Origin of the sequence: Paenibacillus sp. FSL P4-0184 (assembly GCF_038004625.1) — a bacterium.
GTDB lineage: Bacteria > Bacillota > Bacilli > Paenibacillales > Paenibacillaceae > Paenibacillus_AQ.
The window spans coordinates 2,416,112-2,439,118 of record NZ_JBBORN010000001.1; the positions used below are offsets into that span (position 1 = coordinate 2,416,112).

Consider the following 23,007-nt stretch of genomic DNA (forward strand, 5'->3'; position numbering starts at 1 on the left):
GCTAGGATGGATAACAGGAAAAGAGGGTACGAATGCCTACTATACTAGTTGCTGACGACGACGCGAACATTCGCGAACTCGTCTGTTTATTTCTACGTAACGACGGATTTGATACAGCCGAAGCTGCAGACGGCAAAGAAGCGTTAGCCGTTTACGCCTCAAAGCAGGTTGATCTTGTTGTACTCGATATCATGATGCCGATTATGGATGGGTGGACGTTATGCAAAGAGCTCCGAAAAGCCAATCCTGATCTTCCCTTACTTATGCTAACAGCGAGAGGTGAAACCTGGGAGAAGGTGAAGGGTTTCGAACTGGGGACAGACGATTATTTGACAAAGCCATTCGATCCGCTGGAGTTGACGGTTCGTGTTAGATCCTTATTGAAGCGATACAAGATTGGTTCCACTCAGACGATCCAGTTCGGCAACGTCGTCCTTGATCGGCAGACCTATAAGGTGATGAGAGGGACGGAGTCGCTCATGTTGCCACTCAAGGAGTTCGAATTGCTGTATAAGCTCGCTGGAACACCCGGACAAGTCTATACGCGCGAGCAGTTAATCGATCAGATTTGGGGGATTGATTACGCTGGAGACGATCGAACGATAGATGTGCATATCAAACGTTTGCGCGAGCGGTTCTCGACTACTCCTGATTTTCGTATTGAGACGGTTCGTGGACTTGGCTACCGGCTTGAGGTATATGAATGATCAGATCATTATATACACGTGTTGTTCTGACCTTTCTGGTCTCCGTGATCGGAGGCACACTGATTTCTCTATTTGTGACAACCTGGGTATTTCAAGATAAACTAAACGAAAACCTGCGAATTCCCTTACTTCGCTTTGGTCAGGACATCGAACGGATATACGAAACCTTACCCTCACGTGAAGCCGATGCTCTTATAAGTGGAATGAAGCAGCTTGATTCCTATCATATTCGAATTTACGATGAGAACGGTCAGGTTCAGTCTTACGGAGCACTTAATGGAGAGAGCCCTGCCACCGTGACTAGGGAGCAATTAAAGAAAGTATTGGGTGGTGAAGCTCTTCAAGTTAAACCGAGTATAGGTGCTTCCAACCTCTTAGGACTACCTTTGAAAACTGAAATGGGAACGAAGGCGATGTTTGTGGAGCCGCTTGTGCCTCCTACTTTGTCTTCTACGAGGAATCTGCTATTTAATTTTTTGGCGTATTCGTTAATAACGGGAAGCGTATTGATACTGGTCGCTTCCATGTTCTTAGTGAGACCGATCAAAAGGCTGACAAAGGCAACTAGGCGTATAGCAACTGGGGATTTCAATGTCGAATTGAATATTAAGCAGATGGGTGAGTTAGGTACCTTGGCTAATAGCTTCGAGGAAATGATGCACGATCTGCAGCACCTTGAGCAAATGCGCAGGGAGTTCGTAACGAATGTGTCGCATGAGGTTCAGTCTCCACTCACCTCCATATCTGGCTATGCTATTGCGCTCAAGAAGGTGGCTCTCACAGAGGATGAACGAAATCGTTATCTAGACATTATTATTGCCGAAGCGGAGCGGATGTCCAAGATGAGCGATAGTTTGTTAAAGCTTAGCTTGCTTGAATCGCAATCCCAACAACTGCGGCTTATCACGTTCAGTCTTGACGAACAGATCAGACGTGTAATCGTGGCGATACAGCCCCAATGGTCGGCACGCAACATTAGTTTTGAACTTGATCTGAAATCAGTAATCGTATGGGCAGACCATGATCTGTTAAGTCAGGTGTGGACGAATCTCCTTGGAAATAGCATCAAGTTCTCCAAGGATGACAGTGTGATTAACGTCAGCATCAAACAAGATTTGGACAATGTAATCGTCCGAATATCCGACACTGGCATTGGTATTTCTCCCGAGGACCAAGAACGTATATTTGAACGCTTCTTTAAAGCTGATCGTTCTCACAGTCGCAAGTATGGCGGTAGCGGGATGGGACTAGCCATTGTTAAACAGATCGTATCGCTTCATAAAGGGGATATCCGAGTGGAAAGCGAACCTGGCCAAGGAACGACCTTCATCGTCACCTTACCAATTATAGTGCCGACAGAATAATTATCGTTCAAGGATATTTTGCGAGGGGTTGAACGCGCGCCTCATTGTTCATACTACGGTAGCACAGGTAGGATTTCTTGCTTGCGCTGCTGTAGTATTTTTTTTGCCTATTCATATTTAGTTCATATTGTGGTCATGAGGAGTACATCATCGTTGGTTAAGATCTCATTAGCGAAACGTTAAGGCGACATAATAAATAGATTAGGACAGGAGAAGATGAGGGTGACACAAACAGAGGTAATAAAAACGGGGAATGAAAAGAAAAAGCATAAAGTACGTAACTTGTTGCTGAAAATATTAGGAGCAATATTGATTTTGATCGTGCTTTTTCTAGCTGTTGTTTATACGGTTAATGTGATTAGCAACAAATCTGATCAGAAAAAAATACATCAATATGGTCAGTTAGTTCCTGTTGACGGAAAAAGTATGAATGTTTTGATCCAAGGACAAGGGAAGCAGACTATTGTGCTTATCCCGGGCTTTGGAACTGGAGCGCCAGCACTTGATTTTAAGCCGTTGATTGATGAGTTATCACCATTTTACAAAGTGGTCGCGGTTGAGCCGTTTGGGTATGGATTAAGTGATGAGACCGATAAGGAACGAACTACAGCGAATATCATAAGTGAGGTTCATGAAGCCGTACAGAATCTAAACATTGACCAATATATTCTAATGGGTCACTCCATTGGAGGTATTTACGGATTGGAATATGCGAAGAAATATCCAAACGAAGTGAGTGCATTTGTGGGGGTTGATAGTAGTGTTCCTGAGCAAGGCGGCATGGATGTTAAATTCCCGATAAAAAAATTAAAGCTGCTCAAAGACTCAGGTATCATTAGATTGGGATTGCAATTAAGCGGTGACCCTTATGATGGACTGCCATTTGATGATGAGACCAAAAAACAAATGAAATTGATATCGCTCAAAAATATGAATAATTCCACTACCTTAAATGAAATGGAACATATATATCCTAACTTTGTCGCAGCCAGAGGGTTGAAATTCGACAAGAATCTTCCCATTATATTCTTTATACAAGCGAATAATACAACCGTGAAAGATTGGATTCCTCTGCATGAAGGGCAAGTTAAGGAATCTGTGCATGGAAAAGTGATGACATTCGAGGGCGGACATTATTTACACCATTCCAGATCTAAGGAAATCGTTGAGAACCTAAATTTGTTCATGGAAGAAGTCAAATAAAATAAGAAAACGCTCCGACTTTCCTCCTATAAGGAAAATCGGGGCGTTCTTTGCGCTTAAGGGCGGAAATTATTTGATGCCGATTCTCATCCGATAGCTGACCAGAACCTCTAGGGTGCGTCCTTGAAAATGTTGTTCAACCGCAGCTGTGAAGTCTGCAATGTCCTGATCGAGCAAGGTAGCGTCCTGTTTCAACACGGTTCGTATTCCGCCTTGACTTAGAGCGAGTCCTACATAGCGCTGCGCATCGCAGGATTCAAGATTATGAAATACGATCTCTCTTGCAAAAGAGAAAGCTCCACTAGCCTGAATCCGTGACAAATGCCCTTCTTTGTCCCATTTATGTGCTCTCTCAGCATCAGATAAGAGTGAGGCGAGCAGTTCCTCGGATTTGGAGATCAGTTGGTTGTAACGTTCTTCTACCTTCTGTTGAAGGGGGAGAGGCCAGTCGCAATCGTAGGCAGCGAAGACACCACCTGTTCTCAAGACCCGGGAGATTTCTCGAAGTGTGCTTTCAGGATCCATCCAGTGGAATGACTGTGAGCAGGTCACTATGTCTACGCTGTCCACTGCAAGTGGAAGCTGGTTAGAATAACCTTGTACAAAAGTGATGGATTGAGGATCTTCTATCCGGCTTAATTTATCGATTGCTTTTCCCAGCATATCTGGATTCGGTTCAATGCCAATTACGTTGTCCGCGACATCCTTCCACAGAAAAGTAGACAAGCCCGTGCCGCAGCCTATATCTGCGACGACTGAAGGTGTGCTGCCTAAGTAGTCGGTCAGCAGCTTGATGATCATGGCAGGAGCTTCAGGACGGTAGCGGTCATAGTCCTCTTGAAAGCCGAGAAATCGATCGATGTTTTGCTTGCTATTGTTTTCAGGTATCATGTGATCCTCCTTCATAGAACCTATTTATAGATCTATTGTATAGCCATCGCTTCGCCATGCCAAATAATGGATCGAAGCAATCGCGGGGAATGTTACTCAGAACAAGTATAAATTCCTTCGGCGTCCTATAAGGACGGTAAGCGTTTAAGCGAGAAATATAAAACATAAAGTATTGTGTGAAACTTATACTTTCATATATTTTAAACAAAAATCCCCGGAGGACACCTTGAGGTGTACCGGGGATTGTGGGTGATGTCTAGTTTTAAAGTGCGCTAAGAACGTCTAGCCAATGCTACCGAAGTAATGCAGGATCGATGGCAGGTACAAGTCCTTCTGCTGCAGCACGATTTAGTAAGGAGGTGATTGCAGCGTAGCTGTCATCACCTAGATTCATCGAGAAGTCGTTCACATAGAGATCAATGTGTGATTTAGCCACTTCTGGAGCCAGCTCTTGAGCGTGGCTAAGCACATAGTCTCTGGAATCGGTAGGATGATCCCACGCATATTGTAGAGAGCTGCGAATCCAGCCAGTGATGGCATCGGCATCCAGATCGCGGCGAGCAATGATCGCGCCGAGTGGAATCGGCAGTCCGGTATCGCTTTCCCACCAGCTGCCCAGGTCAGTCAGCATATTAAGACCATAAGATGCGTAAGTAAAACGGGCTTCGTGAATTACCAGTCCAGCGTCGATATGTCCATCGCGTACGGCAGGCATGATCTCATCGAAAGGCATGACGACGATTTCGCCGATGCCTCCAGTTATATGCTGTGCTGCCCATAATCTGAAAAGCAGATAAGCTGTAGAGCGTTCGCTAGGCACTGCGATCCGGCGTCCCGCTAGCTTTTCGGGACGTTTGATCGCAGTCGGACCACTTGCGGTAAGAAGCAACGGGCCGCAGCCACGACCTAGTGCGCCGCCACATGGCAGCAGTTTGTAACGCTCAAGAACCCATGGTAAGGCGGCATAGGAGATTTTAAGGACTTCAGGGCCTTCTCCGTTAGCAGCAAGTGTGTTGGTGATATCAATGTCGGCATAGGTTACATTTAGTTGTGGTGCATTCGGGACAAGCCCGTGTGCCCAGGCATGGAATACAAAGGTATCGTTAGGGCAAGGGGAAAAAGCGATATTAAGCTCAGTTGTCATTACAGCACCTCCAATAGTATAGCGGCTGCCGCCGTTAATGCTTCCAATGCATCGCCGATCTTCCAGGCGGCCCGGTCGCGGGGACCGACCGGGTTCGAAATGGCGCGGAGCTCCAGTACCGGGAGCCCCAGCGCCTCAGCGGCCACGGCAACTCCGTGGCCTTCCATCGCTTCCGCGACGGCACCGGGATGCCGCGCGATGAGGGCGGCGGCCGTCTCCGCGGTGCCGGTCGCCGTCGAGACCGTAAGCACGGTCCCCGTGCTTACGGTCAGTCCGGCCGCTGCCAGCGCGGCCGAAACTGCCTGTACCGTGCCGCGGTCAGCCGGCACGGACACGCTGCCGAAGCCAAGCTCGGCAGCGCTGCGGAAGCCCTCCGGCGTCTCGGCCCCGAGGTCGGCGGCAATCATCTCGCTGGCAACGACCAGCGAGCCTAAAGGTGCCACCCCCGGGAAGCCGCCGCCGATCCCGGCGCTGATTACGCAGCCGTAAGATCCGGCTGCGAGTGCCGCGGCGGTTCCCGCCGCAGCTGCTGCCGTACCTGCGCCGGCAGCAATCACATGGAACCTGTCGCTGCCTTGTAGGCCGCGCAGGACCGCGTCTCGCTCTGCGGCTACGGCTGTTACGATCAGCACGCGCCGCGCACCAGCTTGTTCCTCCACCATCAGGTTGCCTCCTTTGAGAGAAGTGAAATCGCTTACTAAATAGTCATTCGTAAAGACAAGAATACGCCGTTTTAAGGGTCAGGTCAAACTTAGAGTGATTTTCATCACGCTCCTAAAAAGTCGTAGAAAGAACATTAACAGCTCGTTAAGCACCTTATGTTATCTTTTTAGAGTGGCAAGGTTGACAAAGGTAGTGTGAGGAAGTATAGTTATCTTAACTTAAAGATATTTAATGTAAAGACATTTACTTTATATTGAACAACATCGCTGTCAAACTGGAGGTGGGAATGATGAGTAATACCGAAGAGAATGTTCGCAATACAGAGAATACTACGGAGATGGATCAGGCGTCTTCTTTAAAGTTATTTGTTGTATTATCTAAGGCTTACAGAAGCTTGATGGATCAAGCTGTGAAGGATATGAAGAGTTATGGGCTGGCATCTGCCGAGTTCATGGTGCTTGAGGTGCTATATCACCGGACCCGTATTCCACTACAACAGATCGGGGAGAAGATTCTCGTTACGAGTGGAAGCATCACCTATAATATCGACAAGCTGGAGAAGAAAGGTCTTCTGAAACGTGTGCCGTGTAGCGAGGACAGACGCGTGACCTATGCGGAGATTACGGATGCAGGGCGTGAGCTGTTCGATAAGATTTTCCCGCGTCATGTGACTTCGATCCATGATTTGATGCGTGGACTGGATAAGGATGAGAAGGGTCAGGCGATTGAACTACTGAAGAAGCTAGGAAAAGGTGTATAGGAGCGCTGAAACATCGCATCAAGGGCGTTTTATAAGGGCGGAAGCAGTTCGCTGCTTCTTGCCACTGAAAGATAAAAATTTTTATCATATATCTTAATGTTAAGATAATTAAATCAAAGAAAATTGGAGTGGATTAACAATGATAAGTGTAGGAATATTATTGATGAGATTAGTGATCGGGATTGCGTTTATAGGGCATGGTACCCAAAAGTTGTTTGGATGGTTTGGTGGTTACGGCCCGAAGGGTACAGGTGGCTGGATGGAATCCATCGGCATTAAACCAGGCGTTACTATGGCGGTATTAGCAGGACTAATGGAGCTGGTAGGCGGATTCATGTTCGCGGCAGGCCTTCTGACGCCTGTTGCAGCGGTGTTGATTGTTGCCACTATGCTGGGGGCTATCATTAAGGTTCACGCTCCAAATGGCTTTTGGTCTACTTCGAACGGAATTGAGTTTCCGCTTACGGTACTGGTAGTTGCTGCAGGTATTGCACTTACAGGGCCAGGTTCGATTTCTCTGGATGCATTGATTTTTAACTAAGAAGGGGGTTTATCATTATGACACTTCAAACTGCAGGAATCCATCATATTACCGCTTTTGTTGGAGATGCTCAACGCAACGTTGATTTTTACGCCGGTATTCTAGGACTACGGCTTGTGAAGAAGACGATTAACTTTGACGCTCCGGAAGTTTATCATTTATATTTTGGGAATGAAGTAGGTGCTCCGGGAACGATTATTACCTTTTTTCCTTCATCTACCGGGCGTAAAGGCAGAATTGGCAGTGGGCAAGTTGGCGTAACGATTTACGCAGTGCCAGTGGGCTCTCTGTCATTCTGGGAACAGCGTCTTGCGGCATATCAAATTCCGGTTACTCTTAAGCAGAGAATCTCGGAATCTTATCTATCCTTTGCTGATTATGACGGTTTGCGCATTGAACTCGTGGAACGTGAGGAAGGGCCGCATAGCAAGTGGTCTTTCGGTGGAGTTCCCACGGGGCATGCTATCAAAGGGTTCGGCGGCGCTGTGCTCTACAGTAACAATCCGTCGCAAACTGCAGAAACGCTTGTTCATACAATGGGAATGAAGCATATCGCTGATGGAGACGGGTATAGCCGTTATAGAACTACTGGCGATTTGGGTAATATTATTGATCTGAAGACAACACCGGTTCCGCAAGGAGCAGGAGGTACAGGTACGGTTCACCATATCGCTTGGCGAGCACAAGATGACGCTGAGCAGCAGGAATGGGGGCTTCATGTGCAGAGTCATGGACACCATCCGACACCGGTTCAAGACCGCCAATACTTTAATGCGATCTATTTCCGTGAAAGAGGGGGAATCCTGTTCGAGATTGCTACAGACCCTCCAGGCTTTGCTCGGGATGAGGCACCGGATGCTCTGGGTGAGAAATTGATGCTGCCCTCTTGGTATGAACCGCATCGTGCGACTATCGAAGGAAATTTAAGTCCTATTCAAATAAGAGAAATTGAGGTGAAGCAGGGATGATTCATGTATTCCATAAAGGTAAAGATGTAACGAAACCCACGCTTGTATTATTTCACGGTACTGGAGGCAATGAGCAGGACTTGCTGCCGCTTGCCGGGTTGTTATCTCCTGATTCATCGGTGCTAGGCATCAGAGGGAATGTGCTGGAGAATGGTATGCCACGGTTCTTCCGACGGTTAGCTGAAGGGGTATTCGATGAAGCAGATCTAATCTTCCGTACTCACGAGATCAAGCAGTTTCTGGATGAAGCCGCAGCGCAATACGGATTCGATGCCAACAATCTGGTAGCCGTGGGTTACTCTAACGGTGCGAACATTGCGGGTAGTCTGCTGTTCCATTATAAGGATGTTTTCCGCGCTGCAATTCTACTGCATCCTATGGTACCGCTTCGGAATATTACGCTTCCTTCGCTGGAAGGAGTATCTATCTTCATCGGAGCTGGCACAAATGATCCACTTATCGCTTCGTCGGAGACTGAGGATTTGGAGATTATTTTACAGAAGGCAGGCGCAGAGGTTACAACACACTGGGGCAACCAAGGTCATCGCCTGAGTGTTGCTGAGGCTGAAGCCGCTAGAGATTGGTTGCAAATACGCAGCACATCTACAAATGCATAAAACAATCAGAATAACCGCCGAATGGCGGTTATTCTTGTTATACAGGCACCTATAACCCTCCATAAAAGGATTGATCAATTCACTTCCTTTACGTTAGTATGAAGAATACAAAAAAAGGCCCAAGGGTTGCTTTAGAAAGGTTGAAGTAAGGATCATGATTGGAATTCAAAATGGTAATACGCTTGCCGCAGATGGACCAACACGGAAGCAGAGATTACAGCTGGCTGTGATTCTCGGCTCCATTACAACGATCGGCCCGTTGTCGATTGATATGTATTTGCCGGCACTGCCTACGCTTGTCGCGGATTTCGGTACGACCGCTGCTTTAGTGCAGCTTAGTCTGACCTTCTTTTTGCTGGGACTTGCTTCAGGTCAGTTGGTCGCTGGACCGCTGAGTGATGTATATGGCCGCCGCGGTCCGCTGCTTATAGGTATGTTCATCTACGCCGTTTCCTCAGTGCTATGTGCCTTTAGTCCCTCGATTGGACTGCTGATCGGTTTGCGGTTTATTCAAGGTCTTGCTGGTTCAGTGGGGGTGGTTGTCTCTAGAGCGGCTGTTCGTGATTTATATAGTGGCTCTGAACTCACGAAGTTCTTCTCACTATTGATGATTGTGAATGGTCTCGGACCGATATTAGCTCCAGTTATTGGGGGCCAGCTGTTAAGGGTGACTACATGGCAAGGGATATTCCTCGTATTATTTGCTGCCGGAATTATTTTTTGTTTAACTATTTTATTGCGCTTGCCGGAGACACTGCCGAAGGAGCGACGCTCTAAGAGTGGAATGAAGGGTACACTGCTTACCTTCCGGGTATTGCTGGGCAACCGTAAGTTTATGGGTTATGCCTTGTCTCAAGGTTTCGTTACGGCATCTATGTTCGCGTATATCTCAGGTTCTTCTTTTGTATTGCAAAATATTTTTGCGGTTACCCCGCAGGTATATAGTCTGATCTTTGCAGTGAATGGGATCGGGATTATTATTACTGGCCAAATAGCCGGTAGACTTGCTGGGAAGGTAAGTGAGACTAAGTTGTTACTCAGTGGACTATTGCTATGTACGATGGGGGGCATCTTGCTACTGCTGACGGTTCTGGTAGGAGGAGGATTGATTCCTATTTTGATCTGTCTATTTGCGGTTGTCTCCAGTGTAGGGATTGTCGGAGCGACCAGCTTTTCACTGGCGATGCAAGATCAAGGTGAAACTGCAGGCAGTGCCTCGGCATTAATCGGATTAATCCCCCTGTTGCTAGGTAGCTGTGTAGCGCCACTTGTGGGTCTTGGGGGCGTTGAGTCCGCACTTCCGATGGCGATTGTGATGGCATGTACGGGAATTCTCTCGATTCTATCTTATGTGCTGCTTGTTAGACGAGGAAAAGCAAGCTCCTAGCAGTCTATCATTGTAACCTGGCAAGTAGTACTTTCAGCAAACTTTCAGCGGGTCTTAACGTTCCTTACTTGCAAAAGGATTATATTGGAGGTAAGGAAGGGAGGGATAACCATGAGTATATCAGCAGTCTCAGGTTCCACATCGTATACTACCTCGACATCTAGCACTACAGATACCAGTACGCTTGAGAAACAAAAAGCGAAACTGGAGGCAGAACTGGACAAGATTAATGCCAGCTCAGACGATGACAAGACCAAGGAAACGAAAACTAAGCAAATTGAGCAACAGATTAAGACCATCGAGGCACAAGTCTCGCAGAAGTCTCAGAGCAGTGCTTCCTCCGCTAGCAGTGTTGTAGAGGCACCTGCCAAACCTGCGAACAATACGCTTGCTGCAGCAAGTCCGCAAGAGATTGCTACCGCAACAACGGATAGTAAAGGCAGATTTGATATTCGAGTATAAACGCTAGTTAAACCCGTGCTACATAACTGAGAGGACATCCTTTGCCGTGAGGGATGTCCTTTTTGTTGTGCAATTTTATGTGTAAACTACAGTCTCAATGTTCTTTAGCTAAATAGAATTTCATTAACATTCTTTAACTATTGCAGGGATTAGGGCTATGCTGGCAGTCTAATGTAGTAGGTGTTGATTATCATGGGTTTTTTATTCCAATAATTGTTATAATGAAATGGTTGTAAAAATTGTCTAGCACAACGTGTGTCGGCGGTAAGGGTAGGTGGCCTAATGCAATCAAAACAACAAACATTAGAAAGATTCAAAATTGTAAGGCTGTTCTTAACCATCTATCGGATTCGGGCGGTGAGAGCTCTCTTTCCAGTAGCTATCATAGCGCTGGTGTATTGGGAGGGGCAACATGAGCTGAAGCAGGTTCATTTAGGACTTATTATGCGTGAGCTAAGAAGAGTGCCTACATCTGCCGTTTTGCAAATGATCGGATTTGCACTTCTCGCAGTAGCTGTAATGAGTGCTTATGATTATTTGATACGTGCACATTTTCGTTTAAAAGTAGGGCTGTGGGACACCTTCCGTTATGCTTGGATAGCTAATACATTTAATAATTTAATTGGTTTTGCAGGTCTGGCTGGAGTGGGTTTAAGGACGTTGATGTACAAAAAAAGCGGAGTGTCAACTTCCGTCCTAACGCCGGCAATCGTATTTTTATCACCACTCATGATTACCGGGTTATCTTTACTTTCTTGGGCAAATATTTTTGGTTTACTCCCGGCAACGGCATTGCTGGAAGAGCATCATTGGTTAGTATTTGCGGTATGGGGGATGGCGCTTTATTTGCCGCTTTTTGTGTTTGTACAGCGCTCTGCTCTTTATGCAAAGTGGATTAACCGGGGACAAGGTAGAACACCCTGGCTTACAGTAGTTTCCTCTGTAGGTGCCTCCTTTCTGGAATGGAGTTTTGCTGGTGTAACGTTTTGGACAATCAGTAGTCATCTTTTGCACGAGGTACACTTTCCAGTCATATTCGGCATCTTTACGATTGCTGCCATCGCAGGCATCTTGAGTATGGCTCCTGGTGGTATCGGTGCTTTTGACCTTATTGCATTGCTGGGTCTTACGCAGCTTGGATTTAAAAGTGATCAGGCCATGGCAGTGCTTGTTATTTTTAGATTGTTCTATTATCTCATTCCATGGCTGATCGGATTGGTGCTGGCGGCACTGGAATTTGGTCTACAGGGAAAAAAGGGTCAAGATCGTTCAGCTCCAGGGTTCGAACCCGCTCTTAACATTTGGCAGAGGATTTGGGGTTGGCCGGGTCAGTATACCTTTCTGAGCGATCTTGGTGTGTGGGCTCTAGGCAAGCTTGTACTAGCTAGCGGGCTTATTCTCTTACTATCAACAGCTACGCCCGGATTGTTGTACAGACTGAAGATTACAGAGGAAATATTGTCATTCTCGATCATGCAGCTCTCACATCATTTATCTGTACTTATTGGCTTTATGCTCATTTTGTTGTCGAGAGGCATTACATTAAGGGTTCGTAGCGCGTACATCTGGACCAGCATTTTATTATTTTCCGGGTCTGTGTTTGCGGTGGCTAAAGGCTTTGATTATGAAGAGGCGCTGTTTCAGCTCCTCGTTGCACTCATTCTGTGGATCTCCAGATCTCGGTTCTACCGGATCAGTGCTCCCGTAAGCAGACAGAGTACGATTTGGTGGCTTGCGCTTACTTCAGTAATTGCCCTAAGCTATTATCTATTGGGCAGCCATGTCCATCGTGGATTTCTGAAGCATCTCCCGCCCGGTGTAGAGCCAGAGTGGCTACAGCGGCATAGTCATGTTGCTTATACAGCCGTAGGGGGACTAGCTTTCTCTTGGATCATTCTTACTTTGCTGATCACCCTTAGACCTCATCGTAAACCGGAGGAGTTATTCGGAAATTTTGATATGGCAAGGCTGAAAAACTTCCTAGGTGAAGTTCAAGGCAATGCCTTAACTCATATATTGTTTTTGGGTGATAAAAGCTTCTTCTGGGCCCAAGAAGGCAAGGTGTTGCTCGCTTTCGCTAGGGTTAGGGATAAGCTTGTAGTCCTTGGTGATCCATTGGGAGAGAGAAGTCTCATGAATGAGGCAATCAGTGAATTTAGACAAGCTGCAGATAAGTACGGTCTGGTCGTAGTTTTTTATCAGGCCACACCTGGTTTCTTATCGATCTATCATGAGCAGGGATATCGCTTTTTTAAGCTGGGGGAAGAGGCATTAGTAACGCTCGATACCTTTACGCTCAGTGGCAAAAAGAACAGTGATTTGCGAAGCGTATGCAACCGTTTTGAACGGGAAGGCTATGCCTTCGAAGTTGTAGAAGCACCGCACGCTGAAGAATTGCTACGAGAGCTGCGATCCGTTTCGGACGAATGGTTGAATGGGCGCACCGAAAAAGGGTATTCGCTGGGTTGGTTTAACGAGGCCTATCTACAGCTGGCTCCAATCGTGCTCCTGCGGAATGCCCAAGGGACGATACTGGCATTTGCTTCTATTGCAAACGGGTATGATCAGGGTATGACCTTATCGATTGATTTGATGCGCCATCGAAAGAATGTGCCGAACGGAACGATGGATTATTTATTTGTTCGTTTGCTAGAATGGGCGAAATCTAAGGGATATCATCGATTCAATCTAGGTAATGCCCCGCTGTCCAGTGTGGGTGAGAATGCTGGGGCCTTGAAAGAGGAGAAGCTGGCTCATCTCGTATTTAAAAGAGGGGGGCATTGGTACGGCTTTGTCGGACTTCGCCGCTATAAAGAAAAATTCAGCCCGGAGTGGGAACCGCGTTACTTGGCTTATCCGGCTTCTATAGCATTGCCGATCTTAACACTCGATCTGGTGAGGTTAGTATCCCGCCATCCTAGGGCGGAGGAGTAGAGTGAGACGTGCGTGAAGTCTCTATGTACATTGGCCTAACTAAAGAAGAGGGTGCCGTCTCAAAGTAGTTTTAGCTACTTGGGTACGACCCTTTTTTTGCGTTGAAGGTTAATTGAAGTTTCAAATGATGGTTTGAGTGAAACATCAACATAACAATTAGGGAATTTCCCCCTGAAATTCTAAGATTACTGGTCATTAGATTTATAATTAGGGAAAATATCCCTAAAATTCATCTGATTTGGTGGGAAATCAAGGCATTACCCTAATTTTTAGGGAGGAATTCCCTAATTTCGTTGATTATAAGCGAATATCGAATATTTTTAGGGAGCTTTTCCCTAATTAGTGTTAAACCCACTCCGCCCACCGCAAAAACGCCCACCGCACATCCCCGCTGCATATCCTCATCATCGTCTGCCATCATTACCCAATCTGAAAAGGTTTAATGGTTAAGTGAGATCTTTACTTGGACTATTCCATAAAATAGATGAAGCTGCCCCGTAAGCAGCATTCACTACTTTCGAGAGCAGCCTCATCTATTTTGAGTAACATAACCTTTATTTTTCGTCGGCTTTTTCATCAGGCAGAGCCCAGACAGATACGCTGCCACCGTTGACCGGGAAGGTCGCCCAGCCATCTTTTTCAATCGTTATAGTCGCCTTGTGATTATGAGTGAAATCTACCCATGCTTCACCCGCGCGTTGTTCCCCTACGAACATTCTTTTCTGACCGTTCTCTCCGTTACTAATCACAACCGCACAGCCGGAGCGTTCGATGTCTTTCACGCCGAGTCGTGTCCAGCCAATCGTGTTGGGATGATCGAAATAATCCTTCTGCTCACCATAGGCTTTGTGATAGCGGGTATATAGCAGCGGGTCAATCGCCTCTTTTTTGCCTGCGACAGGTGTAGGTCCCTCGATCCCATAATAATCTCCATAAAAGACCACAGGATATCCATCGCGTCGCAGTAGGATAAGTGCATAAGCACTTTGCTTAAACCAATCATCTACCCAAGATTCCAGAGCTTCATGGGGTTGAGAATCATGATTGTCAACGAACGTTACAGCATTGGTAGGATGGGTCTGCACCAGTGTGTCGTCGAGGATTTTGGTTAAATCAAAGTTTCTCCCCCCCAAGGAAGCTGAATGCAGCTTGTAGTGAAGGGAGACATCGAAGAGGTCGATCTTATAATCGACAGTATTTAGAAATTGTCGGCAGGATTCTAAATCCGAATTCCAGAACTCACCCACGATATAGAAATCCTTCTCACATTTATTAAACATTTCTACCGCGAATTGTTTCACAAACTCATGGTTGATATGCTTGATGGCATCTAAGCGAAAGCCGCTGCAGTGGAGCGTGTCCACCAGCCATTTTCCCCATTGGATCATTTCTTTTTTGACTTCTGGATGACTGTAATCAATATTTGCGAACATTAGATAATCGTAGTTGCCGAACTCGTCATCAACATTCTGGTTCCATGTTTTATTCTCGCCTGCGATACGGAATACACCTGTTCGCCCCGACTTGGCGTCGAAGTCAGTGCCGTTAAAATGATTGTGATTCCATTTAAAGGAAGAGTGTTCATCACCGCGGCCGGGGAAGGTGAATTTAGTCCAGCCCTCAATCTCGAAAGGCTTGGAGATTTCTTTCATCCGGTCATTAGGGTCGACCTCGATCACCTGGAAGACTTCCTTTTCATCCGCTCCTGCCTTGTGATTCATGACCAAATCAACGTACACGGCAATGCCGTTTTTTTGACATTCCGAAATGGCTTCAATCAGTGCTTGTTTGGTGCCATATTTGGTGCGTATCGTACCTTTTTGGTCATATTCGCCCAGATCGTATAGATCATACACGCCATAGCCTGTATCGTCGGCGGAGACGGCCTTTGTCACAGGAGGTACCCAAACAGAATCAATGCCTACGGCTTTTAGTGCGGAAGCTGTTTCTTTCAGGCGATCCCAGTGTTTCCCATCCGCAGCGACATGCCATTCAAAAAATTGCATCATTGTATGGTTCCTCATTATTTCTTGCGCCTCCATATCCATAAAGCGAATTTTTTCTACACTCTGATTAGATTTTCAGATAACTCTTATTAAACGTAAAAACAGACTATGAAAAATAAGGCAGGCTGATGAATGCGCTGGGAGGGACAAAGATGCGATTTATATAGGCTTGAAAAGTGTAATTTCTGATCTCTGGGAGAGGTGGACAGCATTGCGTCCGTTTCGTTTGGAACTGTACAGAGCATGGTCAGCCTCTGACAGTAGCTCTTCTAGAGTGGCTTTAGGACTTAGGGCTTCTACTACTCCGAAGCTGGCAGTCACGTTAATGGACCCGATGAGCGTATACAAGACACTTTGTTCAATATCTGCGCGGATAGTTTCGCAGAGTTGTGCGGCTTGCTTCAGCGACGTATCTGGCAAACAGATCACAAATTCCTCACCGCCATAACGTCCGAAGATGTCACCCTCCCGGATATGTCTGTTGCATACCTCGACAATGTGCTGAAGGGCTTGATCTCCATATTGATGTCCGAATCGATCATTAATGCTTTTGAAGAAGTCTACATCCAGCAAAATAATCGATAGTGAACTCCGATTGCTCGCGGCCTGAACAAGAAGCCCTCGGCTCAGCTCCAAAAAATAGGTACGGTTATAAATCCCTGTCAGACTATCCATCGTAGCCAATTGACGCAGCTTATCTTGAAGCAGTATTCGTTCAGTTACGTCAATCAGCATAATCATTTGTCCTGCTAAGTATCCCCCTTGTTTCTGTACAGGAGAGGACCGAATTTGGTAGTAACAAATCTCGTCTCCTTTGATCCAAGCAATTTCCCGTTCTTCGCGTAGCAGTGGCTCTGTATCCATAACATAGGACAAGGCATCTTTGCCGGCATTAAGAAACAGTTGAGCCAGCGGTTTACCAATCGCCGAGGAATTAAGTCCTTCTATCATATCCGCGGCTGCGCGATTGTAATCGACGAGCATGTCCGAACGATCGGTGACAAGCACCCCATCTCGCATGCTTTCGAACAGATTCTCACGGGCGATAGGCGCAGCTGTTAGCATACCTCTTGATAGGATAGCCCAGATATATAGGGTGGAAGTGATACTCATAATGATGGGAACGGGATCCATCCCGTAGGGAGTCAGGCCCATTAAATATAAAAAAGAGCCTAACGTTGGAAGGCTTAGTCCAATTAGAATGGTAACGATTTGTCTCCGGTATACCCGTTTCATCCGGTTCCACTGCCATAACATAAGGCAGATAGCTGCCAGTAGACAGCCAAAAGTAAAGCTGCCGTGAACGATATACCAAGGTCCCATCACTACATCAACGAGTGGGGAGGGCGTATTGTCTCGCAAATAAATGGATTTATAGAAGAGGTGGTGGTAATCATTGGTCCACACCATCAGTGTTGTGATGAACGGTATTATATATAGCGCTGCTCGCATGCCCTTTTTAATTAGACTCTCCAGCCCTACGAAATGCATCACCATAATAAGGCTGGCGGGCGCTATAAAAGGCATCCCCAGGTACTCTACTTTAATCCAAAAACTCATTTCCTCCAGTGTTTTCCCCGACAGTTCTAGTGCGAAGCCGAAGGTATAAATCGCGGAAGTGAAGGAGCTTATAACAAAGGCTCTAATTCCTAAGAAATCCGTTTTTTTATAATAGGCGAAAAGGGCTAGTAAAACGCTCAGGACACCAGATATAGCCACAATAACAATATAATTCGAAATTACAGATCCCATGGGTCTATTGTCTCCTACTGAGGAAAGATATGGATAAATATTACCACAAATCTACAAATATTTAAAAATCACTTCATTTGAAACTCGAATAAAAGTCCCCCTAGACAAAATGACGTGATTTAGCGGGAGCTATTTTACTAATTGTCTAATGAGAGTCCAGTGAGCAGCGTGTAACATGTTAGTTAATACTACACAACAGAAGATTTTAACTCGACACACTCTCTAGTGAGTCAGATTAATTAACATTAATTGCATAGCTTATTTTGATAAGGGGGGCTGAGGATGTCATTACTCGCGACAAATATTCCTGAAATTCAGCTGGAAAATGTTGAAATGCGCTATAGGGCAGAAGCTGCGGAAGTGCTTGCACTGCATCAGGTGAGTCTTGATATTGCAAAGGGGGAGTTCGTCTCACTGCTCGGACCTTCAGGATGTGGCAAAACAACGCTTTTGAGACTGATGGCCGATCTCATCGCGCCAACGGGCGGGAACATTGTAGTCGCTGGAAAAAGTGCTAAAGAGGCAAGGCTGGCGCAGAAATATGGCATTGTTTTTCAAAGTCCTGTGTTGTATGACTGGCGGAAGGTGAAGCATAACATCACATTGCCGCTGGAACTGATGGGAGTTAAAAAGTCGATCCGTGAAGAGAGGGCGCTGGAGCTTCTTGATCTAGTGGGCTTGCAGAGCTTCGCGGATAAATACCCTTGGCAGCTTAGTGGGGGGATGCAGCAAAGAGTAGCGATTGCCAGAGCGCTATCGATGGAGCCGGAAATTCTACTGATGGATGAACCGTTCTCTGCACTGGATGAGTTTACACGTGAGCGTCTGAACGAAGAGCTGTTATCTGTCTGGAGCAAGGTGCAGAACACGATTGTCTTCGTAACACATAGTATTCCTGAGTCGATATTCCTCTCTGACCGGGTGTTTGTACTTTCCCCGCATCCAGGTCGCTTGTCCGCTGTGGTTGAAATTCCTCTGCCACGTCCGCGAACGGCAGAAATGAGAAACAGCCCAGAGTTTTTCGAACTGATCGCAAGTATTCGCGACAGCTTTGAAGGGGTGTAGGGATGAAAGGGGGCAGTATCTTTGTGCGAGGTCGTCTGCTGCCGTTGTTCGTCTGGATTTTTGGCCTGCTGCTAGTCTGGGAAGGGACTTCCTGGATGCTGCTCCATGTGATGGAGACGCCGTTAGCACAGTCCAAGCTGCCATATGTTCATGAGGTGTTAGCTACCTTATGGCAGTATGGAGGCACGCTTATGAAGGAGGGGGCTGCCACCTTTGGCAATGCTGGTGTTGGCTTCTTAATTGGTGCGGTGGCTGGTGCTTCACTGGCGGTGCTAATGAGCTTGTCGAAGACGATAGAGCAGTTAACTTTTCCCTACGCTATCGCCTCGCAGATGATTCCGATCCTGGGGCTGGCGCCGATCATTTATGGGATTGTGAGAGATGAGCAGATTTCACGGATTATTATTTCGGGTTATATTACATTCTTCCCAGTGGCTCTCAATATGCTGCGTGGCTTGCGAAGTGTAGATCCTTCCGCGCTGGAATTAATGCATTCTTATGCGGCAAAACCTTGGGTAGTCTATTGGAAACTCAGATTTCCAGCGGCCCTGCCGGGTTTGTTCGGAGGGCTTAAGATTGCTGCTCCGCTCGCAGTGACTGGTGCTATCCTGGTAGAGCTCATGGGTGCGCAGCACGGGATTGGCGTAATCATGCTGCGTAATCTCTACTACGGCAGCTCTCATACCTACATGTTCTGGTCTACGGTGATTGTCGGCGCTTTGTTGGGGATTGTAAGTTACTGGTTGATCAGTCTGATAGAACGTTTGGTGGCGCCGTGGCAGCCTGAATTTCGACCGAAAGGAGGTAGCCGCTAATGGAAACCAACTCCGTTCGGGAGGCTTCATTTATAGGCTCTACTAGTAAAGAGGTGGCCCAGCCGGTATTAACGGCTACGCAGAAGAATGTTGCAACAGGCTCGAAGCCTGCGGTAATTGCCAAGCGTAAGGGTGGCTCGCATGGCCTGAAGAGGATATTTAGCGCAGGGGTGCTGCTGCCTGTATTGGCGGGGGTGTTGTTTCTTGGGCTATGGGAGTTCGAATTCTTTCATAAGATCTTTGATCTGAAGAAATATCAGCTGCCGTTGCCCACAGCAATTGCCACGACCATGAGGGATAATTTCAGCATGTTGCTATCCTATACCGGATACACCCTTACTGAGGCTGTGCTGGGAATGTTGGTTGGTTCTGCTATCGGATTTCTGATCGCTTTAGCTGCTACGGCGTGGCCGCGTTGGGGAAGTGGAAGTTTAACTTTGGTTGCTGCTCTAAATGCTGTGCCCATCGTCGCCCTCGCGCCCATTATGAATCTGTGGTTTGGAGATGGGATAGGCTCACGAATTGCCATAGTAACAGCAACTACAATGGCAGCGATGGCGATCAACGCCTATAAAGGCATGGCGGCGATTGATCCATTGGCGCTGGATCTGATGCATTCCTACGCGGCAGGTAAGCCGGCAGTGTTTCGTTATCTGCGGATTCGCAATAGCCTGCCCTATGTATTTACAGCACTGAAGATCAACGCGACGGCGAGTATGATTGGCGCCATTGTTGGGGAATTCTTTTTCTCCTCAAAAGGGCTTGGGTATCTGCTCTCCAATTCCATTAAAGTTGCCAAAATGCCGCTGGGCTGGTCATGTATCGTTCTGGCCGCAATTGCCGGAGTGCTCTTCTACTTAGTAGTTGAGCGGCTGGAGAAAGTATTCATTAAGTGGCATCCTTCGCAGCGTACTTAATCTTACCCTCATTACATCCGGCCATAGTGGGAATGGAAGAGAGAAACCGCCCACGGCTGTATGCATAAACGCACCACGATGATTGTCCATACTGTGCTTGTTACAAACTTAAATTACGATAGGGGGAGTTCGATTGATGAACGGGAAAAAACGCAAATTTCGTGGTGGTTTGTTGGCAATCGTGATGATGTTGAGTGTTTCTTTAATGGCGGGTTGCAGTGGCAACAATAATAACTCGGCAGCCGAAGCTACGACTGCCCCTGAAGCTTCTACAGCTCCTGAGGCAAGTGCTACGGCTGAACCAGCGGCTGATCCAGTTACAGTGAAGCTGCAGTTGAAATGGGTGCCGCAGGCACAATTCGCTGGGTATTTTGTAGCGCAGGATAAAGGATATTACAAGGAAGAAGGACTAAATGTAGAGATTCTGCCGGGAGGTCCGGATATTGTTCCAGAGCAGCAAGTGGCTGGGGGCTCCGCAGATATCGGTGTTGGCTGGGTAGCAAGCTTGCTTCCAAGTCTTGAGCAGGGAATGCCACTCGTGCAAATTGCTCAAATCTATCAAAAGAGCGGATTGGTCCTGGTCTCCAAAAAATCGGCGGGCATCAACTCAGCCGCTGATCTTAAGGGTAAAAAAGTCGGCAACTGGATGGGTGGCAACGAATTTGAACTATTAGCGTTATTCGATAAATATAAGTTCGATCCGAATAAGGATCTAAGCTTTACGAAGCAAGGGTTCACTATGGATCAGTTCTTGGGCGATCAGATCGATGCGGCATCAGCGATGACTTACAACGAGTATCAGGTTGTGCTCGAGTCAGGTATTAAGGCTGAGGATCTGAATGTCATCGATATGAATACAGAAGGCGTAGCGATGCTAGAGGATAATCTGTTCGCTAATAAGGAATGGCTTGCGGAGAACAAGGAGACTGCGGCAAAGTTTGTTCGTGCCTCATTGAAAGGCTGGAAGGATGCCATTGCCGATCCTGCGGCTGCCGTGGATAGTGTAATGAAGCAAGCAGAAGACGGCAGTACTACTAAGGAGCATCAGCTGACAATGATGACTGAGGTTGCCAAGCTGATTCTGCCTGAGGGCTTTGACAGTGCGAAGATGGGATATACCGATGCAGCGGCGTTCCAGCAAACGGCTGATATTTCGCAAAAGTTCGGTGTTATTAAAGAGCCTGCTAAGGTAGATGAGGCTTACACGAACGAAATCGTAGAAATGGCGGCAAAATAACCAACTGAGCTTAATGTTATAGTGGATGGCCGCCTGATCTGGCGGTCATCTATTATAATCAGCAGTCCATCAGTGCATCTGAAATAGAGAAAGAGGTGCGAGCTATGTCTCTCCTAGTAACGCAGGCTGAAAGAGTTAAGAATTATGTGAATGGAGTTTGGGTGGAATCGTCGTCCGGGCGAGATGAAGAGGTATATAATCCGGCGACGGGTGAAGTGATTGCTTATGTGCCCATTTCCAGTAAGGAAGAGCTGAGTGCGGCGGTAGAAGCGGCTGCTGTGGCATTTCAAGCGTGGAAAAGGGTCGCTGTGCCGCGTCGCGCCCGCTACTTTTTTCAATATCAACAGCTGCTGGTAAAGCATTGGCATGAGCTGGCCGAGCTGATTACGCTGGAGAATGGCAAAAGTCTGGAAGAGGCGCAAGGTGAGGTGCAGCGTGGAATTGAGTGTGTGGAATTTGCCGCAGGCATCCCCACGTTGATGATGGGCAGCCAGCTTCCGGATATTGCTACCGGAATTGAATCCGGGATGTACCGCTATCCATTGGGGGTTATCGGGGGGATTGCCCCGTTTAATTTTCCGATGATGGTTCCTTGCTGGATGTTTCCGCTCGCCATTGCTTGCGGGAATACCTTTGTGCTGAAGCCTTCTGAGCGTACGCCTCTGCTGGTCAATCGGTTAGCTCAATTATTTGCTGAAGCGGGCTTTCCACCAGGTGTGCTGAATGTGGTTCATGGAGCGCATGAGGTGGTGAACGGGCTGCTGGAGCATGATGAAGTGAAGGCGATTTCGTTCGTCGGTTCGCAGCCGGTTGCGGAATATGTATATAAGACAGGAACGGCGCAGGGGAAGCGGGTTCAAGCATTGGCAGGCGCTAAGAATCATTCGATTGTGTTACCTGATGCGGAGCTGGATAATGCGGTGAAGAATATAATTGCCGCTGCGTTTGGCTCTGCGGGTGAGCGGTGTATGGCTTGCTCGGTTGTAGTGGTTCATGAGGATATTGCTGACGAGCTAGTGAGTCGTCTGGCTGCGGCTGCAGATGAGCTTAAGATTGGTAATGGTGCCGATGACGGGGTGTTTTTGGGTCCAGTAATTCGCCAGTCGAATAAGGATCGGACTCTTTATTACATTGAGACTGGTGAAGCTGAACAAGCCGAGTTAGTGAGAGATGGGCGGAAAGATGCTGCTGTGGGCGGTGTGGGTTATTTTATCGGACCGACGATATTTGATCATGTACAGCCGGGAATGACCCTCTGGAAGGATGAGATTTTTGCACCGGTGTTGTCTGTGATCCGTGTGAAGAGTTTAAGTGAAGCTATTGCGGTGACGAATCAGTCTCCATTCGCGAATGGGGCGTGCATTTACACAGATAGCGCTAAAGCGATCCGCGAGTTCCGGGAAGAAATTGATGCAGGAATGCTGGGTGTGAATCTGGGTGTGCCTGCGCCCATGGCCTTTTTCCCCTTCTCGGGTTATAAGAAATCATTCTATGGAGACCTGCATGCCAATGGCCGTGATGGGGTGGAATTCTATACGCGTAAAAAGATGATCACTGCCCGTTATTAGAGAAAA

General features: G+C 47.1%; 20 protein-coding genes. 15 read left to right on the forward strand and 5 right to left on the reverse strand.

The features are described from left to right. Positions 1–32 precede the first annotated feature (32 nt). From MKY52_RS10470 to MKY52_RS10480, 3 genes are all read left to right on the forward strand, one after another. On the forward strand, positions 33–707 hold the full coding sequence (locus MKY52_RS10470) for a response regulator transcription factor (RefSeq protein WP_341051255.1): 675 nt from the start codon (positions 33–35) through the stop codon (positions 705–707). Continuing rightward, on the forward strand, positions 704–2,071 hold the full coding sequence (locus MKY52_RS10475; protein ID WP_341051256.1) for a sensor histidine kinase: 1,368 nt from the start codon (positions 704–706) through the stop codon (positions 2,069–2,071). Before MKY52_RS10470 ends, MKY52_RS10475 begins: the two co-directional genes overlap by 4 nt. Before the next feature lie 222 nt (positions 2,072–2,293). Further along, positions 2,294–3,274 (forward strand): alpha/beta hydrolase, encoded by a 981-nt coding sequence (locus tag MKY52_RS10480; protein WP_341051257.1) that lies wholly within the window; start codon positions 2,294–2,296, stop codon positions 3,272–3,274. Positions 3,275–3,343: 69 nt separating this feature from the next. Here the strand turns inward: MKY52_RS10480 and MKY52_RS10485 are convergent, their stop codons facing one another. The 3 genes from MKY52_RS10485 to MKY52_RS10495 all read right to left on the reverse strand — a co-directional run bounded on the left by MKY52_RS10485 (position 3,344) and on the right by MKY52_RS10495 (position 5,971). Beyond that, complete coding sequence (locus tag MKY52_RS10485) at positions 3,344–4,165, reverse strand: class I SAM-dependent methyltransferase (protein ID WP_341051259.1); 822 nt, start codon at positions 4,163–4,165, stop codon at positions 3,344–3,346. A gap of 292 nt (positions 4,166–4,457) precedes the next feature. Then, positions 4,458–5,309, reverse strand: a complete 852-nt coding sequence (locus tag MKY52_RS10490; RefSeq protein ID WP_341051261.1) for a 1,4-dihydroxy-6-naphthoate synthase — start codon at positions 5,307–5,309, stop codon at positions 4,458–4,460. Continuing rightward, positions 5,309–5,971 (reverse strand): futalosine hydrolase, encoded by a 663-nt coding sequence (locus tag MKY52_RS10495; protein WP_341051263.1) that lies wholly within the window; start codon positions 5,969–5,971, stop codon positions 5,309–5,311. The genes MKY52_RS10490 and MKY52_RS10495 overlap by 1 nt, the downstream gene beginning before the upstream one ends. 290 nt (positions 5,972–6,261) lie before the next feature. Between MKY52_RS10495 and MKY52_RS10500 the strand changes: the two genes are divergently transcribed. The 7 genes from MKY52_RS10500 to mprF all read left to right on the forward strand — a co-directional run bounded on the left by MKY52_RS10500 (position 6,262) and on the right by mprF (position 13,641). Next, on the forward strand, positions 6,262–6,732 hold the full coding sequence (locus MKY52_RS10500; RefSeq protein WP_445671017.1) for a MarR family winged helix-turn-helix transcriptional regulator: 471 nt from the start codon (positions 6,262–6,264) through the stop codon (positions 6,730–6,732). A gap of 139 nt (positions 6,733–6,871) precedes the next feature. Then, the gene (locus tag MKY52_RS10505; RefSeq protein ID WP_341051266.1) at positions 6,872–7,273 is read left to right on the forward strand and encodes a DoxX family protein; all 402 of its coding nucleotides are present in this window, start codon (positions 6,872–6,874) and stop codon (positions 7,271–7,273) included. 17 nt (positions 7,274–7,290) lie between these two features. Continuing rightward, positions 7,291–8,241, forward strand: a complete 951-nt coding sequence (locus tag MKY52_RS10510; protein ID WP_341051268.1) for a ring-cleaving dioxygenase — start codon at positions 7,291–7,293, stop codon at positions 8,239–8,241. Beyond that, complete coding sequence (locus MKY52_RS10515) at positions 8,238–8,858, forward strand: alpha/beta hydrolase (RefSeq protein ID WP_341051270.1); 621 nt, start codon at positions 8,238–8,240, stop codon at positions 8,856–8,858. Before MKY52_RS10510 ends, MKY52_RS10515 begins: the two co-directional genes overlap by 4 nt. 154 nt (positions 8,859–9,012) lie before the next feature. Further along, positions 9,013–10,245, forward strand: a complete 1,233-nt coding sequence (locus MKY52_RS10520) for a multidrug effflux MFS transporter (RefSeq protein ID WP_341051272.1) — start codon at positions 9,013–9,015, stop codon at positions 10,243–10,245. A gap of 111 nt (positions 10,246–10,356) precedes the next feature. Next, positions 10,357–10,707: a FlxA-like family protein gene (locus MKY52_RS10525; RefSeq protein ID WP_341051273.1), complete on the forward strand. Its 351-nt coding sequence runs from the start codon at positions 10,357–10,359 to the stop codon at positions 10,705–10,707. A gap of 282 nt (positions 10,708–10,989) precedes the next feature. Further along, on the forward strand, positions 10,990–13,641 hold the full coding sequence (mprF, locus tag MKY52_RS10530) for a bifunctional lysylphosphatidylglycerol flippase/synthetase MprF (protein WP_341051274.1): 2,652 nt from the start codon (positions 10,990–10,992) through the stop codon (positions 13,639–13,641). A 554-nt stretch (positions 13,642–14,195) separates the two neighbouring features. On the opposite strand, the gene MKY52_RS10535 is transcribed toward mprF, so the two are convergent. Next, the gene (locus MKY52_RS10535) at positions 14,196–15,668 is read right to left on the reverse strand and encodes an alpha-amylase (RefSeq protein ID WP_341053392.1); all 1,473 of its coding nucleotides are present in this window, start codon (positions 15,666–15,668) and stop codon (positions 14,196–14,198) included. 138 nt (positions 15,669–15,806) lie between these two features. Then, positions 15,807–17,399, reverse strand: a complete 1,593-nt coding sequence (locus MKY52_RS10540; RefSeq protein WP_341051276.1) for a histidine kinase N-terminal 7TM domain-containing diguanylate cyclase — start codon at positions 17,397–17,399, stop codon at positions 15,807–15,809. 282 nt (positions 17,400–17,681) lie between these two features. Here MKY52_RS10540 and MKY52_RS10545 point away from each other — a divergent pair, with 282 nt between their 5' ends. The 5 genes from MKY52_RS10545 to MKY52_RS10565 all read left to right on the forward strand — a co-directional run bounded on the left by MKY52_RS10545 (position 17,682) and on the right by MKY52_RS10565 (position 23,001). Continuing rightward, complete coding sequence (locus MKY52_RS10545) at positions 17,682–18,464, forward strand: ABC transporter ATP-binding protein (protein WP_076284892.1); 783 nt, start codon at positions 17,682–17,684, stop codon at positions 18,462–18,464. Positions 18,465–18,466: 2 nt separating this feature from the next. Beyond that, positions 18,467–19,279 carry an ABC transporter permease gene (locus MKY52_RS10550; protein ID WP_341051278.1) on the forward strand — a complete coding sequence of 271 codons (813 nt, stop codon included), beginning with the start codon at positions 18,467–18,469 and terminating at the stop codon, positions 19,277–19,279. After that, the gene (locus MKY52_RS10555; RefSeq protein ID WP_341051279.1) at positions 19,279–20,196 is read left to right on the forward strand and encodes an ABC transporter permease; all 918 of its coding nucleotides are present in this window, start codon (positions 19,279–19,281) and stop codon (positions 20,194–20,196) included. Before MKY52_RS10550 ends, MKY52_RS10555 begins: the two co-directional genes overlap by 1 nt. 136 nt (positions 20,197–20,332) lie before the next feature. Further along, positions 20,333–21,433 carry an ABC transporter substrate-binding protein gene (locus MKY52_RS10560; RefSeq protein ID WP_341051280.1) on the forward strand — a complete coding sequence of 367 codons (1,101 nt, stop codon included), beginning with the start codon at positions 20,333–20,335 and terminating at the stop codon, positions 21,431–21,433. A 104-nt stretch (positions 21,434–21,537) separates the two neighbouring features. Then, complete coding sequence (locus tag MKY52_RS10565; protein ID WP_341051282.1) at positions 21,538–23,001, forward strand: CoA-acylating methylmalonate-semialdehyde dehydrogenase; 1,464 nt, start codon at positions 21,538–21,540, stop codon at positions 22,999–23,001. Positions 23,002–23,007: the final 6 nt, after the last annotated feature.